Below are 15,403 nucleotides of genomic sequence, written 5' to 3'. Positions count from 1 at the left end.
GTAATGCCCTCGCGTTATACCAATGAGAACGGTGGCTCTCACTGCCGTTCACCCACATCGTCAATACCCGCTCCAGCGGGCCTAATACACTGGTTCATATGTCCCGCCCCGTTGAAATATTCATAAAACTAAACAAATAATACTTATATTTCACACCTGCGTGACTTTAATCACACAAATTGTGGATAAAACCGCATTAATACTTAAATATTTTTTATGTGAAATAAGACCGCATCTCACTCATTCCGAGCAGTTCCCTTTGAACGGCTCACCACAAGTAGGGGTAATTTATGCTTTTGCAGAAAACGTTGTTAGCTTTGGCTTCCTGTTCACTATTCTCAGTCGCTGCATTCGCCCAAACACCTCCGTCCCCGTACCAAAACGTAGCCGCCTCCTCCCTGCAACCGCGACATGGTTCTCCGGCGATCCCCATCTCTCGTCAATACCAGTGCTACAAAGAGGGCGGATATTATTGGCCGGCAGACGGTTCCGGCATTCCGCAAAGCGACTGTAAAGCGGCGTATCAGCTCGTCTATCACAAGTACCTTGATAAGTCTGGGATTGTTGTGCCGAAAGAAGAAGGGAAAAAAAGCGCCATCAACAGCAAAAAAAATGCTGTCGATATTATCGAGCAGTCCAACTATCAGTTCAGGCAGTGGAATGAGGCCTCCAAGAATGTTGCTGACTACAACAATCCGGATGCCGTTAAAGCCGCCATCCCGGACGGGCAGCTTTGTTCCGCCGGTAATGTCGGCGCTGAATGGGATGAGCGTTCGAAAGTCTGGAATGACAAATCCGGTTTAGACGCTGTGACCGCCTGGCGCGCCACCGATATCCAAAAAACCAGTGAAGGCAAGATAGATATTGTCTATGACGCCACGGCGACCCACGATCCCAGCTTCTTCGAGGTTTATATCTCAAGGCCGGATTATAACGCCGCCACCGCGCCCCTGAAGTGGAGTGACCTGGTGTTGCTGGAGAAAGTCGAGAATGTCAAACCGGAAAACCAGCAATACAAATTCGCCGTAAACGCCAAAGACTATACGGGAAAACACGTTATCTACATTCGCTGGCAACGCATCGATCCTGTCGGTGAAGGCTTTTACAGCTGTAGCGACGTAAACATCAAAGGATAATCACCGTGACCGACAGCCGGTTCACTCCTTGTACCGGATTGCCGCCTCCTCCGAGGGGCGGCATAGGTCTCTCTCCTCGGCCCTGACCCGCGGATATTTCCACAGCCAGCGCCCGCTGACCATGCGCCAGTAAAACAAAGCGCCGCACACCGCCCAATCGAGGAACATCCCCAGCCAGACGCCCACCACGCCCATGCCCAGTTCAATGCCCAGCACATAGCCGGCCACCACGCGGCAGCCCCACATGCCCAGCATCGTCACCCACATGGCGAAGCGGGCGTCGCGCGCGCCTTTCAGCCCGGCGGGCAACACCCAGGAAGCGGCCCAGATCGGCATAAAGGCGGCGTTGAGCCAGATGAGGGTTTTCACTACCGTTTTTACGTCATCCTGCGAGGTATAGAACGCGGCAAAGACGCCGGCCAGCGGCGCCGTGCCCCAGGCGATGGCGGTCAGCCCGAGGGTCGACAGCCAGAAAATATGGCGCAGCTGCCGCTCCGCCTGGCCGATCTCGCCTTTGCCGAGCCGCCGCCCCACGATGATGGTCGAGGCCGAGCCCAGCGCGTTGCCCGGCAAGTTGATCAGCGAAGCGATAGAAAAAGCGATGAAGTTACCGGCGATCACGTTGGTGCCCATGCCGGCGACGAACATCTGCGTCAGCAGCTTGCCGCCGTTGAACAGCACCGATTCGACGCTGGCGGGAATGCCGATCCCCAGCACTTCCCACAGGATGCCCATCTTCAGCGGCGTGAAATAGCTTTTCAGCGTGATGTGCAGCGCCGGGTTAAAGCCGATCGCCAGCACATAGAGAATGGCGATGGCGCCGATACAGCGGGAAATCGTCAGCCCCAGCCCGGCGCCGACGAAGCCCAGCCCGTGCCAGCCGAGCATGCCGTATATCAGAATGCTGCTGATGATGATATTGAGGATATTCATGCCGCCGTTGATCAGCAGCGGGATCTTGGTGTTGCCCGCGCCGCGCAACGCGCCGCTGCCAATCAGCGCAATCGCCGCCGCCGGATAGCTCCACACCGTGGTCTGCAGGTAAGAAAGCGCCAGCGCCTTCACCTCCGGCGAGGCCGCCCCGGCGATCACATCGATGATCGATTCGCCCGCCAGATGAATGCCTGCCGCCAACAGCAGCGCCACGCCGGTCATCAAGACCAGGGACTGACGCGCCGCCGCGCGCGCGCGCCGACGATCGCGCTTGCCGAGGCTGAAGGCCACCACCACGGTGGTGCCGAGATCCACCGCGGCGAAAAAGGCGATGATCACCATGTTGAAGCTGTCCGCCAGCCCCACCCCGGCCATTGCCTCTTTACCGAGCCAGCTCACCAGAAAGGTGCTCAGCACCCCCATCAACAGAACGCAGGCGTTCTCCAGAAAAATTGGCACCGCCAGCGGCGTGATTTCGCGCCAGAACAGCACGCGGTAGCTTTTCCGTTTGGCGTACCAGGGCGTATTTTCCACGCGCTGACGCAGGGCGGCATACAGGTTCAAGGTGGGCTCGATGAATAAAAGTGAAACATCATTTCAAATGATGAGCGATAAATCGTTATCCTGCAAAGAATTTTTGGGCGCCCGCGACGAGCGCCCGAAAGGCACACCGTCGCGCTACTCCATGTAGTCTTCCTGATCGGCCTGCGCCGCCGCGATAAAGCGTGCGGTGCTGCGGCTGAGCGTGGTGCATTTGTCCGTCAGCAGCTGATTGTCCTGCTGCAGAGTCAGGTAGCGCGCCTGGGTGAGCGCCGGCAGCTGCCGATACCCTGCCGCCTGCGTATCCCAGCCGCGATGCTGCGCCGCCCGCATCGCGGTGCGTTGCAATTTGACATCGTCCGGCACATCGCTGCGCCCGCAGTCCACGCGCAGGAAGTGGCCGCCGGCCAGCATCGAAGCGATGTGATCCAACTGCGCCTGCAGCGGCGGCGTCGGTTTATGCGCCGTTTGCTGACAGCCCGCCAGCAGCAACAACGCCACCGCGCCGCAAAGAGAAGTGCGAAACTGAGTAGACATGGGAGCTCCCGGAAAACCTGTGGGTGATGCAATGATCTTAGGTGAGCGGATGCCGGGCGGCAAGGCGAGCAGCACGCGCTGCCCGCTTAACGCCGACCGCTGCTGACCTTGGTGGCGCGGGCGGGGTTGCCGGCGACGAACTCCAGCGTGGGGGAATAGTAAAACGGCAGCCAGGCGTTATAGCCGCTCTCCCACTCCCATTTGACCGGGCAGGGCCACAGCATGTCTTCATGCAGGATGTAATAGATCCACCGCCCGGGCGGACGGCGCGGTTTGCGCATTTTCATAGCGAGTACGGCGGCCTGATGGCGTGCGATAAGGTCAACTGCTGCATTTTACCGCGATTTTGGCCGCGGGGACAGCCTGGGTTGCCGAGCGAGCGTTAGCCGCCGCTCGCGGCCCCCAGCGCCACCACCCTATCCGCCGAGTCGATCGTCGATTTTCTGTGGGCGACAATCACGCGCGTGATATTCAGCGAAGATATCGCCCGGTTGATCGCCAATTCATTCTCAACGTCCAGATGGCTGGTCGCTTCATCCATAAACAGCACGCTTGGTCGCCGGTAGAGGGCGCGTGCAATAAACAGACGTTGCTTTTGCCCGCCGGAGATGCCGTTCCCCAACTCTCCGATCAGGGTTTCGTAACCCATCGGCATCTGCATGATTTCCTCGTGAATGTTGCTGTGCATCGCACAGGCCACAATCCACTCTCTATTGGCGTTGACCTCGAAGCCGCTGATGTTTTCCGCGATCGAGCCGGAGAATAGTCGGTCGTCCTGCAACACGCAGGCGATCGCATTGCGGTAGTTATTCACGCCGATTTTATGGATATCCATCATGTCGGCCAGGATCTCTCCCGAGGTCGGGTTGAGCAAGCCGCACATGACCTTCAGCAAGGTAGTTTTCCCCACGCCAGACGCCCCGACGATGGCGACGCTCTCGCCGGCGGCGATGCGGATATCCAGGTCTTTAAAGATCGGCCGAGACAGCGCGTCATATTGATAGGTGAGGTTTTTAACCTCAACGGCAACCCCCTTGCCCGGTTCGAAGACCTGCCGCGGCGCGGACTCCACCTCCGCATCGGTAAAGACGATGTCAGATATCCTCTCATTGTGCAGCGACAGCATGCGCAGGCCGATCGCCAGATCGATCAGGCTGGAAGCCCGCTGCGAAAACTGGCCTCGATAGGCGTTGAACGCCATGAACATGCCGAGCGTCATAGTATTGTCGATGACCATCATGGCGCCGAGCCAAAGTATCGCCACCTGATCGAGCGTGGTGATAAAGGTATTGATCCCGCCGAACATCATATTGAAACGGGTGATTTTGATATTGGTATTGGCGGCATCGACATTCAAATTGAGCCAATAGCTGGAGCGCGTTTCCTTGATGCCCAGCGCTTTGACCGTGGAAATACCGTACAGCGTCTCCATGAAGTGCGAGTTCGCCTTGGCCGCCTTGACGATTTGCTCCTCCGAGAATTGGCGGTAGGTGCGGTAGGTCATCATCCTGATGAGGATGTAGACCAAGGTGAAGCCTGACACCACCCAGACCAGCCAGCCGCCATAGACCATCATCATCACGAACAAGCCGACTGTCATGATGCCGTCGATGATCCCGCCGACGATATTATTGGTAAAGGTGGTTCTGATCGCATCCAATGAGGAAAACCGCGATTGGATATCCCCCAGGTGCCGTTTCTCGAAAAAGTCCAGCGGCAGCTTCAGCAGATGTTCGAACAGCGTCGTCTTCCACTGAATATCGGTCAGCGTCCCCAGCACGATGGAAATCCAGGCCCTGGCGATGCTGACCACCGCGCGAAACAGGGTGAAGAAGATCAGCCCCAAACAGATGACCGTCAGCAAGCTGTAGTCATGCGCCTGAATGACATGGTCGGTCACGAGCTGGGTCCCCACGGGCAGCAGCAGGTTGACCGACTCAATGACGAGCGATAAGGCAAAAATCTTGAGCAGCGTCCCCGGCAGCCCCTCGATGTTTTTCATCAAATCCAGCAGGCGTAAACGGGTCTTTAAGGTCTCTTGCTGAAAAGCCTTGTCGGGCCACAGCTCCAGCGCAATGCCGGTAAAATGGTTCGACATCTCTTGCAGGCCAATCACTCGGCGCCCGAAGGCAGGGTCATGAATCACAAAGCCCGCGCGCTGAACCTTAACCAGCACCACGAAATGGTTCATGTTCCAATGCAATATGCAGGGCGTTTTCAGCTGATTGATTTCATCGATGTCCAGCGACAAGGCCCGCGTCTTCAGCTGAATTTGCGCCGCGATTTGTGACAGGGTGCCCAGGGTCGCGCCCTGGGTGGAAATGCCGAATCGCTGCCGCAGGCTCAGCATATCCACATTAAATCCGTAATAAGCAGAGATCATCGCGAGGCAGGCCAGGCCGCACTCCGATGACTCCGACTGCAAGATGCTCGGCACCCGTTTACGCAGAGAGAACGTTAACTTTTCGTTGATCCGTTCAAAAAGATTATGATCCTTCATCGACTCTCCCCACCACGCTGTTTTTTATGTCATACAAAGGCGCGACCGCCCATTGATAAAGCGGTTTCTTATCCAGGAACACAATCACCCTGGCCTGCAGCCCACTGCTGATCTCCAGATATTTCCCTTTGTCGCTGAATTGCGTGTCGCTGATGGACGCCAACACTTTGTAGTAGGCGTTTCGCTCCCTTTTATTGCCGCTGCTGTATTCCGCCATCTCCTGCGGAGAAGCCGGAACCGAAGAGATGGATTCAATGCGCCCCGGAAACTGGCCGAACTTGTCCGAGGGAAAAGCCTCGTAGCGAATGTTGATGCCATCGCCGATTTTCACGTAGGGCAAACTGTTATTCGGCAGCCACAACACCAGGTAATATTTGATGTTTTCAATCGGCTTGATCTGCGCCAGGCTGCTGCCGCTCTCGACCACCTGCCCGGCGGTCACGCTCAGCGACTCGATTTTCCCCTTCAGCGGCGCCTTGATAATCACCTGGTCGCCGGCGTTGGATTCCGCCAATTGGCGTTGCAGCTCGCTGCGTTGCGATTCGCTTTGCGATATTTGATTGTCGTAATCGGCGGCGCGAATCAGCAGATCGCTGCGCAGCTGCGACAGCTGGATATTTTGCTGAATCTTTTGGCTGTTGAGCGCCTGATAGGAACTCTGCTGTTGCTGAAAGAGCGAACGCTGATAATTCAGCTGATCCTTGGTAATCAGCCCTTTCGTCAGGTAATGCTCGTAGTTTTTCAAACTCTCCCTCATTTTTTCCATGCCATCTCTGGCACTGAGGTTAAGTTTTTCCGTTTCTTTATACGCTATCTCATAGCTGTCAATCTGTTTTCTCAGGTTCTCCAGCATCGCGTCTTTGTTTTTTTTCAGCTTGCTGATGATCGAATCCAGATTGCCGATCTGCTTGTTGATTTCACCCGCGGCAATATGGCTGACGTTACCCGAGGCCGTGCTTCTGGAAACATCGATGATATAGAGCGGCTCGTCTTTTTCCACCACATCACCGGCCTGGTGAAAAGACCGATTTACATAGCCATATTGGGAAGAAAAAACGTTCGTCGAATGCGGAATGCTGATCACCTCCCCCTCGACATCCACCCTGCGCGTATATTCACAAAAATAGAGCGCGCTCGCCAAAATAAGAATAAAAACGAGGCACGTCACGGCAATCACAGAGCTGGACGCGCCGGAAATCAGCAGCGCTCTGCCGGTCCATCTTTGACGTTGATAATTGACCGCCTCCTGGCGGAAAATATTTCTGCTCTTATTATCACTCATAGGAAGACCTGCGCATGCCTGACCGGGAGACAGCCGCAGCGCGAGCGCTGCGGCCTTGGACAGCAATATTGATTTAGCTGATGGTGCCGTTAATCAGCCCATCGAGGCCTTTTTTGGAGTATTCCAGGGTGGTATCCCAGCCAACAACGGCTGCGGCCACGCCGCTGGCCACGCCACCCAGAATACCCGCAGCGACCATGCCAACGCCCTGGCCAATGGAGCCGACGCCCAGCAGACCGCCGCCGTCGCCGCCGTGCTTACCGCCGATGACGGCGCCCGCCATGCTGCCGACCGCGGCGCCCAAAGCAACGGACGAAACGGCTTCCGCGGCATTCGTGACGGCGCTGCCAATCAGGCCGGACAGCCCATTGCTCATATCCCAGGAATAGGCGCCTGACACTTCATTCATTTCGATAACAGACAGTTCTTTCATTGGTTAATCTCCATATTTAAACCGACAAACACAGCCATACATGCGTGTTGTCATTGCATTGGCATCGGCCTGCAGCGCCGGATGCCACCAATAATGCCGCGGGAAAAGACGGCATTATATTTTTGATACGGCTCCCTTAATTCTGCGTAACGGTGAATGTCATGACGGCATCGGCCTGCCCGGGGCTAATGTCCCCCGTCTGCTTATAACGCGCCATTAAGGGAATTCTTATCTCTTTTTCGGCAGCGGTGTGATAGTTAATCGGCCGGGAAAACGTGAGCGGATTACGGTTCTCGTCCAGGACTTCCACGGCAACGCCCTTTGCCGCATCAGAACCGTCGGCAATAGCGATCATGCCTACGCCCGGCGAATTTCCGGCCGCTTCAAACGTCACCTGTACCGGAATATTGTCTTCCTGGCATTGCAGGACCACGAAGAAGTTACGTTCGGAAGACACCGCGCTGCTGCCGACCCCATTAAATTCGCTGCGTTTTGGGCTGCCTAAGTCCACCGTTTGATTTTTATAATTCAAATCCACCAGGCAGCTTTTCTGAATGACCTTCATGCCGGAAATGCTCAAATCCAATACCGAGGTCGAGTCCAGATAATATCTGGCGATAATCTTCCCCCCCATATCACCGCCGGTTTTAATCGGGCCGGTTTTGATAAACGTCAGCCTGACATCATTGCGGTTGATCCACGGCGTCAGCAGGTTGGGCGAAATCGCCGTATTGAAAGGCACGTTCTTATTGCTCTGCCACAGATCCGAAATCGTCACGCCTACGCCGTCGATGCCCGTTTCAAACACGCCGGGCAGCGCACTCGGCGTCAGCGGCGACAGGGAACGATAGGCCACCGAGCCCGAGCAAAGAAAAGAAAACGTCGTGCCGCTGATGCTGTTTTCCGTACGGACTGCCAACTGTTCGCCGATTTCAATACGCGGATCCACGGCCAGCGTCAGCAACCCCATGCGGATGGTTTTCGCGTTGGTGGTACAGGTGCCGGCATACGCCACCGTCGTTAGCGTCGCCAGCCATAGCAGAGCGCCGTAACCGAATATCCTGATAAAAACGTTCATTTTCACTCTCATTTAACAAGTCATGATGGATACGGAGCGAGATCTATTGGCAAACGCCATTGAGGGTTTGGATCCCTGCGACGGGTTTCTCCGCCGGCAGTTGATAGCTGATGCGGCACTGATGCTCGGCATTTCGCCCCCACTGCACGACGAGCCGGCCTTGTTCCGCCATGCCGGAGAGATAAACCAATCCATCCCCGCCAATCAGGAACGGCTGCGCCGAATGATCCGCATCGCGGACGCTGGCCCCCAGAGGGAGAGGCACCCCATGTGGATCCGTGACTCTCATCAGGATCCTTTTGCCGACGTGCGCCTTGAAATTCGCCCGGCTTACCGCGCCGCGGGTAGGCGTGACCGACTGGTTGGTCAGCGCGAGATCGACATCATCCGGCAAACTCTCCACATCAAGACGAATCGAGTTGTTGCGATAAGGGGTGGCGTAAGGAACGATGGCATAGCCGCGCCAGTCGGTTTTCACCCCGACCTGGTTGCCGACCGCCACATCGCTGGCGCCGGCCGCCGTCACCAGGGCGGCCGTCTCGCCAAAGGGCTGGCCGAAGGTGACGCCGTCTTCGTGGGCAATCACGCCCCCTTTTACGCCATAGTTGACGCGCTGTTGGCTGCGATCGTAAGCGTATCCCGCGACGAGTTCGCCGTAGGTGGCGCGCCAGTCGAGGTTGGCATTGCCGCTGTTGCCCTGGCCCTGATTGCCATACCCTTCCTGTACGCTCCAGTTGAGGTTGTTGCCGGCCAGCGCCGTGCCGTTGAGCCCCGCCGTATGGCTGGTATTGCCCTTTTGGCTGGTATTGAGGCTATAGGTGGCGTAGGTGTTGCTCAGCCATTTCTCCAATGGCACGCTGATATTGAAGGCAAACAGTTGGTCGCGATCGTAAATACGCCGTTGCCCCCGGTCTGAGTCACCGTAAATCGCCTGTGAATTACGGTTGTAGCTGTAGTTAAAACCGTAACTGATGCCATTCCAGCTATTGTTGTAACCCGCGCTCAGCGATTGCATGTTGCGCTCGGAATTCCAGTAATCTTCGCTGACCGCGCTGAGGGAAAGCGACCCCGCCCCCTCCCATAAATTCTGGTTGAGCGTAATCTCGGCGCGGTTTTTACGGCGGTCTGTCAGGGCGTAGCGGTTGCCGCTGCGGTAGGTGTCCAGCACTTCCTGCAGCCCATAATAGCCGCTGGTCGAATAGCGGTAGCCGGCAATGGCGAAGTTCGTGCCGGTCGCTACGATGTTTTTGCTGTAGCGCACGCGCCACGACTGGCCGTCGCTTTTCGGCTGATGTTCCTGTTTCGCCCAGGCCTGAGTCGCGTCCACCGACAGGGCGCCGAACTCACCCAGGTTTTTACCCACCCCCAAGGCCAAGGATTGATACGGGCCGGCGAACTGTCCGCCGCCATAGAGGGTAAAGCCGGCCGGCAAGCCGTAAATCAGGCTGCCCTGCGAGAAAACCTTTTTCTCCACGCTGTGATCGTAGGTGCGGTATTGGCCGGACGTCAGCGCGTATTTCAGGCGCCCTTCGCGTTGCAATACCGGCAAGCTGGCAAAAGGCACGGTCATATGCTGTTCGCTGCCGTCCGCCTCTTTGATGGTCACGTCCAAATCGCCGCTGCCGCCGGTCGGATACATGTCAGAAATCTCGAACGCGCCCGGCGCGACATAACTCTGGTAGATGACATAACCGTTTTGGCGAATGACCACCTGCGCGTTGCTGCGCGCAATGCCGCGCACCACCGGCGCATAGCCGCGCAGGCTTTCCGGCAACATGTCGTCATCGGAGGCCAGCTGCGCGCCGCGAAACGACACGCTGTCAAACACATCGGACGGACTGCTGCTTTCACCGAGTGTGAGCAAGCTCTTCATGCTGATGATATTGCGCTGGGCGTAGGTATAGACGGTGTCCCAGCGATCTTCCGACTGCCGCCCGCCACCGCCGCTGTTGTAGCTCCAGGTGGTGTAATTCCGCACCCGCCAGGCCCCCAGATTGAACCCCGGCCGCAGGTTGAGGTAGTAACTGCTCGCGCTCTGGGTAAAACGATCGCGCCCCTTGCTGTTGCTGCCGGTGAAACCGTAGTTAAGCAGCATCGCCGGCATCCCTTCGTCCCACAGTTCGGGCGGTACATAGCCGCGCACCCGATTTTCCAACGCCGCCTGGGGAATGCTCAGCACCAGCCGCTGGCGGTTAAATTGAAATTGCGCCGAGGCCTGCGGGATGGCGGCCAGATTCGCGCACTCTTCCGCGCGGTTCAATGCGGGAAACCGCTCGATCTTCACCCCGAGCCGTTGTAAATCCTCCCCCGTCAGGCAAGGCTGCAGGCCGGCTTTATCATCGCCGCCGGGCTTGATGACAAACCGAACGTCACGCGTCTCCATCAGCATGTCATTCACCCAAATATCCACCCGATACTTGCCGGGCACCTGGTTGCCGTTTTCAAACACCGACAGGTCAACAGGCTGTTGGCCCGAACGCCCCGTTTCCAGCAACGCCGGATTGAAATAGTCACGGGAAAAGGCAGGGTTGGCCATATTGCCGCATACCGCCGTGGTTGCCGTGAATAAGACGATGCGCTTCAGCCAAGCATCCCGCTTCGCTGCTCTACGCTGACGAGTTATCATTCATTAGCTCCATTATTGAATTCGTTATTCCCTTCTGCCGCCCATCCCCTGGCGGTTAAATACCTGACTGATGCTCCTTGCCGGTGCCGCCGTAGTCGTTAATTAATTTCCAACTGACCGACGACGCGCCAGAAACCGGCAATGAAAAAATTTCACTGCTCATCGGCGCGATATAAGTCACCTCTTTCATTTCGCGCCCGCCGATGCGAACATAATGAAAATTCATATAATACGGCGTGGGATTGGTGAGTTTTAATTCCTTGCCGACGCGCTGCCACGTCAACCGTTGAGTCACATCCTCGGGAACCTGTTTGAGCAACGCCGCAGGGCGATAAATCAGTTTGAGGCGCGTTTTTACCGCGATTTGCAAAGTGTTCGACTTACCCGTGTGTTCCGTCGAGGGAATGGACTTTATATTCATCCAATACAAGCTCTCTTTATCCTTCGGCAAGTCATCGCCGACGCGGACGATACGCAGCATATTCTCCTGATGCCCATCCAGACGAAATAAAGGCGGCGTAATGATAAAGGCTATCTTATCCACGCCGCTCTGTTGATTATCCAGCCAGGACTGAATTAAATAAGGTTCGTTGTCCGGGTTGTCGACGCTGATTGAGGCTTCTTTTTTTTCACCGTTAAAAATTACTCGCGTTCCACCGACAACCACACCGGCCTGCGCCGTAGAAAAAAATAATAATAAAATGAATCCCATTAGGGCACTGCAGCGATTAAACCGCATAATATTATCTCCGAGGCAATACGGCCCGCTGGAAACCAGCGGGCAAGAAAATATTATCAGTTGTAATTCAGCGTGAAGGTCGCGACGCTATTGGCTTTACCGGCAGTCACATCTGCAAGCGTGGAAATATAACGCGCGGTAAAGTCAAGATTGTTTTTTACGCCGCTGCCGGAAGCCAGCGGATAGGCCGTTGAGGCCGTGTAAAGTGGAAGAACATTATTAGAAATATCAGACAGCTGGATGCCAACGCCCGTGGCGACATCCGTTTCCTGGGTCAGCTGCAATACGTTGTTGTCACCATTATCGGCCGCGCCGTCGAACTTAACGGTGGCGCTTTTTACCGTATCCGGACAATCCGTCACTTCCAGCGTAAATTTAGTCGCCGAGGAAGTGGATCCCTTGCCCCCCGCAAATGCCGTTCGGGCCACATCGCCCAGAACAACATTTAATGGATTACTCAAGTCATTTGTGACCTTGCACGCGGCATCAACAATATTCCCGGTAAAATTAACCTGCCCGTCTGCCGCCAGGGCCGGCAAAGCACTCGAAAAACTCGCCGCAACCAATGCCAACATAATCACTTTTTTTTCCATCATGGGTACTTCTCCTTTTGATTGGACAAACTTAATAATATCCCTATCACGGCTAATCCGTGATAAAGCGAATAGGAGCTCCGCCCCTTTCACAGTTAATTATGCTTGGCTTTCCCTCTTTAGCAATACATAAAATCAATGTAAAGATGAGAAAAGATAATTACCCCGAATCGAATTGGCATCATTCTTATTTTTATTTTAAAAAAACCAAAAAAACGGCGTTTCTTGATTCATTCATCTGGCCGAAAAGGAAAGGTTTATCAGCGTGTTTCATACACCAACCACAAGATAAACCACTCATTCCCTCTTCAATGAATGTGCGTAAGGATGAATTGACACAAAAATGAAAGACGCCGCGCGGGAGCCAATGACTGGAGAGGTTTTTGATTCTTGCAAGGACAGTGGCGCGCCGACGGCGAAACCGGATGGGGCAATAAAGGTTAAGCGTCCAGAAGAGATGGAATATGAGAGGGGGGGCTCTTAAATAAGAAAACGCCGACAATAAATCAGCGTAATAATGCTGCAGAAAGGGCGCCGCCGATCATCAACGGTTCCCTTCTGACGCAGGTTAATTCAGCGATGTAGCCGCGTTATCTTGACGTTCAATTCACAGTAAACGCTTTTCCGTCTTATTTTCAGCGGGATTAATCGTCATGGCGATAATCCTCCCCCAGCCCTCGACCCGGTAAGGTTTCACACGCCAGGCCATCGCCCGCCGGTGCGGCGATCGGGTAGCGATCGTCAGGGGTGATAAAGACCGGCGAGGTCGCGATATACCCGTCGCTAAACTCGGCTTCGATAAAGGTGGCCTCCCAACCCTGTGCAGGGGCGTTCAGCCGAAATTCACCGCGGTTCGCCTCCAGCGGCGCCGGGGTATAACGCACGCCGCACGAGTAGCGAAAATCTCGGGCCGTGCGGTTATGCGCAGTCCAGCGCAACACCCTGATCGGCGGCTCGGAAAAGCGGAGCGTGCGCAGCGCCGTCTCTGAGGCGTTGCTCTGCACCTCGATCGTCGGTAGCGCAATATCACGCTGACGACGGTTGACCAAGGCCAGAACAGCGCGTTCGGGGACCGTGCGCTCATCGCCGGCGATGGCTCGCATCGAGACCTCCCCCGGCAGCTTATTCAAATAAAACCGCGTGCTGTCGGGCGGATAGCGTTCGTCGCCGCCGGCGACGATGAAATACTTCGGCGCCGGTGGCCGCCCGCGCTCGGCCAGGGGGGGATATTCGATGGGATCTTCAATCTGCATCAGCTTGTCAAACGCCGGGGTCTCTATGCGCCGATCGATGCCCAGTTGGTAATAAGGGTGAAATGCCAAAGGCCAACGCCCGCCATACGTGCGATAGGTATGCTTCATCACCTGCCGCGCCGCGATCCCCTCAGGGAAAATGGCGGCTACGGCATCGATGCGCTCATCTGAAAGCGCCGTCAGCAAGGCCGTGGTTCCCCCCTCAGACACGCCCGCGACGATAAATTTGTCTATCTCCCACTGGCGCAATTCGCGCTGCGCCAGCGTCATGGTTTGCGACAGCGCCGCCGTCATCGGGATATGCAGCGGCATCATCAAATATTCATCGGCATCATCCAGGAACAATCGCCATCCTCTGGCCCGGCTTTCCGCCCCTGAACGGCGCCGTCCCTCATTTTGGTATTCCAGGTACGGGTAAGGCAGCCGATTGACCACCACCACCACTGTTTTGCTCTGCGCCGCCAGCGCCTCGGCGGAAAACGCCGGTTTTTGATTGCCCGACGTTCCCGGGCCGGCGGCGCTGCACGCGCAGTCTTCGCTCATCACCAGCAACGCTTTACCGGTGAATGCCCCGTTGGGAATATAAATGTCCACGTCGTGCCACCACTGCGTCGGCCGGATCGCGTCTTGCGGCGACCAGGATTGCGACATCAGCCGATAATGACGAATTTCCGTGTGTTGGCCGCTCTCCACGCTTTTTAACGAAAATGACAGGGGCAGCGTGGCCAGTTGCTGGTTATAGCAAGGGATCACCGTCTGTAATGCTGGGTGCTCATCGGCGAAACAGGCGTCTTCCTCCTTGGCCGCGGCGTACCGGCAGACGGCCAAAGCCAGCCAAATCAAGGTAATATAAGCGGAGATCTTTAACATTTTTCCCCCACGATAGTTGGCGTTGCCCCGCCCTCTCAGGCCGGCGCGGCGGCAAACGGGCATCAACAGCCTCACGAGGCGTGATGAAATAATATCGGGTAGCCGAAGCTGTCTTTTTCGAACATCACATCTTTCTCGTTTTCCCCCACCAGCACGCTATAAATGCGGTTCTCCTGATAACGACTCATGGCGACGTAGAGCACGGCCTCGCGATGATCCGTCAGGGTGAACTGCCTGCGCTTGGCAGTAATTTCCAACGTAAACGCCACCACGGGATTGTTGTTTAAAAACACCGCGGTCTGTCTCATAGACAGGATTCTGGCCTGCGCTTTCTCCGCGACCTGAAAGGGGGTGGCGTCACTGGGGTAGCGGATATCCATCTTCTTTTGGATATAGATGACGTTAAACACCGCCAATGCCACCGCCACAAAAAGATTGATAACCATAATCAGCATGATTTTATTTGCCATTCATCCTCCCGCCCCGTTCCCTGCACCGCGCTCGCGGTTGATTTAAAAGTGCCCTTGCGGGCACTTTACATTAGAGGCTCAAGAGGATTTGCGGCCAAACAACTGTGAGAACGCGCTAATCCCGGCATCGATGACGGCGCCAATGCCTTCACCGAGTTTTGCGCCGGCGTTTGACGCATCCGCATGGATACCGAAAAGACCGGTGCCGGCATCCACGATGGCGCCAATACCCGTACCCAGGATTTTGCCGGCGTCGGAAGCGATGCCCGCGCCGGATACCGCCATAACTTCTGCTTCAGTCAGTTCTTTCATACTCGCTCCTTTGCATTAATCTAACGTGTTCCGTTTTGAGAAAATGAAACCCTCACTGTTCGTTCACCTCCTTTTGTCTGCCAATAAACCTCGCCCGGTGA

Annotated in this window: 14 protein-coding genes; 1 reads left to right on the top strand and 13 read right to left on the bottom strand. The window is 55.8% G+C overall.

The features are described 5' to 3' along the window. Positions 1-290 precede the first annotated feature (290 nt). Positions 291-1,136 (top strand): lytic polysaccharide monooxygenase, encoded by an 846-nt coding sequence (locus tag GF111_RS22365; protein WP_038872219.1) that lies wholly within the window; start codon positions 291-293, stop codon positions 1,134-1,136. A 21-nt stretch (positions 1,137-1,157) separates the two neighbouring features. Here the strand turns inward: GF111_RS22365 and GF111_RS22360 are convergent, their stop codons facing one another. From GF111_RS22360 to GF111_RS22300, 13 genes are all read right to left on the bottom strand, one after another. Further along, complete coding sequence (locus tag GF111_RS22360; RefSeq protein WP_147191409.1) at positions 1,158-2,633, bottom strand: EmmdR/YeeO family multidrug/toxin efflux MATE transporter; 1,476 nt, start codon at positions 2,631-2,633, stop codon at positions 1,158-1,160. A gap of 114 nt (positions 2,634-2,747) precedes the next feature. Further along, positions 2,748-3,146 carry a type II secretion system pilot lipoprotein GspS gene (gspS, locus tag GF111_RS22355; protein WP_038872224.1) on the bottom strand — a complete coding sequence of 133 codons (399 nt, stop codon included), beginning with the start codon at positions 3,144-3,146 and terminating at the stop codon, positions 2,748-2,750. Positions 3,147-3,232: 86 nt separating this feature from the next. Then, on the bottom strand, positions 3,233-3,433 hold the full coding sequence (locus GF111_RS22350) for a hypothetical protein (RefSeq protein WP_016927170.1): 201 nt from the start codon (positions 3,431-3,433) through the stop codon (positions 3,233-3,235). A 95-nt stretch (positions 3,434-3,528) separates the two neighbouring features. Further along, positions 3,529-5,646 (bottom strand): peptidase domain-containing ABC transporter, encoded by a 2,118-nt coding sequence (locus GF111_RS22345; protein WP_038872229.1) that lies wholly within the window; start codon positions 5,644-5,646, stop codon positions 3,529-3,531. After that, positions 5,633-6,928, bottom strand: a complete 1,296-nt coding sequence (locus tag GF111_RS22340; protein ID WP_060439614.1) for an HlyD family secretion protein — start codon at positions 6,926-6,928, stop codon at positions 5,633-5,635. The genes GF111_RS22345 and GF111_RS22340 overlap by 14 nt, the downstream gene beginning before the upstream one ends. Before the next feature lie 73 nt (positions 6,929-7,001). Next, entirely contained in the window at positions 7,002-7,361 is a 360-nt protein-coding gene (locus tag GF111_RS22335; protein WP_038872235.1) for a hypothetical protein, read from the bottom strand. A 136-nt stretch (positions 7,362-7,497) separates the two neighbouring features. Next, on the bottom strand, positions 7,498-8,439 hold the full coding sequence (locus GF111_RS22330; protein ID WP_038872238.1) for a fimbrial protein: 942 nt from the start codon (positions 8,437-8,439) through the stop codon (positions 7,498-7,500). A gap of 43 nt (positions 8,440-8,482) precedes the next feature. Further along, positions 8,483-11,065, bottom strand: a complete 2,583-nt coding sequence (locus GF111_RS22325) for a fimbria/pilus outer membrane usher protein (RefSeq protein WP_038872241.1) — start codon at positions 11,063-11,065, stop codon at positions 8,483-8,485. Positions 11,066-11,120: 55 nt separating this feature from the next. Further along, entirely contained in the window at positions 11,121-11,804 is a 684-nt protein-coding gene (locus GF111_RS22320) for a molecular chaperone (protein ID WP_038872243.1), read from the bottom strand. A 56-nt stretch (positions 11,805-11,860) separates the two neighbouring features. Beyond that, positions 11,861-12,400: a fimbrial protein gene (locus tag GF111_RS22315; RefSeq protein WP_038872246.1), complete on the bottom strand. Its 540-nt coding sequence runs from the start codon at positions 12,398-12,400 to the stop codon at positions 11,861-11,863. Positions 12,401-13,041: 641 nt separating this feature from the next. Then, positions 13,042-14,520 carry a PhoPQ-activated protein PqaA family protein gene (locus GF111_RS22310; protein WP_038872249.1) on the bottom strand — a complete coding sequence of 493 codons (1,479 nt, stop codon included), beginning with the start codon at positions 14,518-14,520 and terminating at the stop codon, positions 13,042-13,044. Positions 14,521-14,591: 71 nt separating this feature from the next. Then, positions 14,592-14,990, bottom strand: a complete 399-nt coding sequence (locus tag GF111_RS22305; protein ID WP_038872252.1) for a hypothetical protein — start codon at positions 14,988-14,990, stop codon at positions 14,592-14,594. 78 nt (positions 14,991-15,068) lie between these two features. Further along, positions 15,069-15,302, bottom strand: a complete 234-nt coding sequence (locus tag GF111_RS22300) for a hypothetical protein (protein ID WP_038872255.1) — start codon at positions 15,300-15,302, stop codon at positions 15,069-15,071. Positions 15,303-15,403: the final 101 nt, after the last annotated feature.

Source organism: Serratia sp. HRI (genome assembly GCF_010119335.3).
Classification (GTDB): Bacteria; Pseudomonadota; Gammaproteobacteria; order Enterobacterales; family Enterobacteriaceae; genus Serratia; species Serratia nevei.
This window is presented reverse-complemented; position numbering and strand designations above follow the sequence as displayed.

Bases quoted from the DNA above. Each gene is read 5' to 3' on its own strand.
- GF111_RS22315 (WP_038872246.1), bottom strand. From the start codon at position 12,400: ATGATGGAAAAAAAAGTGATTATGTTGGCATTGGTTGCGGCGAGTTTT.
- GF111_RS22305 (WP_038872252.1), bottom strand. From the start codon at position 14,990: ATGGCAAATAAAATCATGCTGATTATGGTTATCAATCTTTTTGTGGCG.
- GF111_RS22340 (WP_060439614.1), bottom strand. From the start codon at position 6,928: ATGAGTGATAATAAGAGCAGAAATATTTTCCGCCAGGAGGCGGTCAAT.
- GF111_RS22335 (WP_038872235.1), bottom strand. From the start codon at position 7,361: ATGAAAGAACTGTCTGTTATCGAAATGAATGAAGTGTCAGGCGCCTAT.
- GF111_RS22350 (WP_016927170.1), bottom strand. From the start codon at position 3,433: ATGAAAATGCGCAAACCGCGCCGTCCGCCCGGGCGGTGGATCTATTAC.
- GF111_RS22325 (WP_038872241.1), bottom strand. From the start codon at position 11,065: ATGATAACTCGTCAGCGTAGAGCAGCGAAGCGGGATGCTTGGCTGAAG.
- GF111_RS22365 (WP_038872219.1), top strand. From the start codon at position 291: ATGCTTTTGCAGAAAACGTTGTTAGCTTTGGCTTCCTGTTCACTATTC.
- GF111_RS22345 (WP_038872229.1), bottom strand. From the start codon at position 5,646: ATGAAGGATCATAATCTTTTTGAACGGATCAACGAAAAGTTAACGTTC.
- GF111_RS22320 (WP_038872243.1), bottom strand. From the start codon at position 11,804: ATGCGGTTTAATCGCTGCAGTGCCCTAATGGGATTCATTTTATTATTA.
- GF111_RS22310 (WP_038872249.1), bottom strand. From the start codon at position 14,520: ATGTTAAAGATCTCCGCTTATATTACCTTGATTTGGCTGGCTTTGGCC.
- GF111_RS22330 (WP_038872238.1), bottom strand. From the start codon at position 8,439: ATGAACGTTTTTATCAGGATATTCGGTTACGGCGCTCTGCTATGGCTG.
- gspS (WP_038872224.1), bottom strand. From the start codon at position 3,146: ATGTCTACTCAGTTTCGCACTTCTCTTTGCGGCGCGGTGGCGTTGTTG.
- GF111_RS22300 (WP_038872255.1), bottom strand. From the start codon at position 15,302: ATGAAAGAACTGACTGAAGCAGAAGTTATGGCGGTATCCGGCGCGGGC.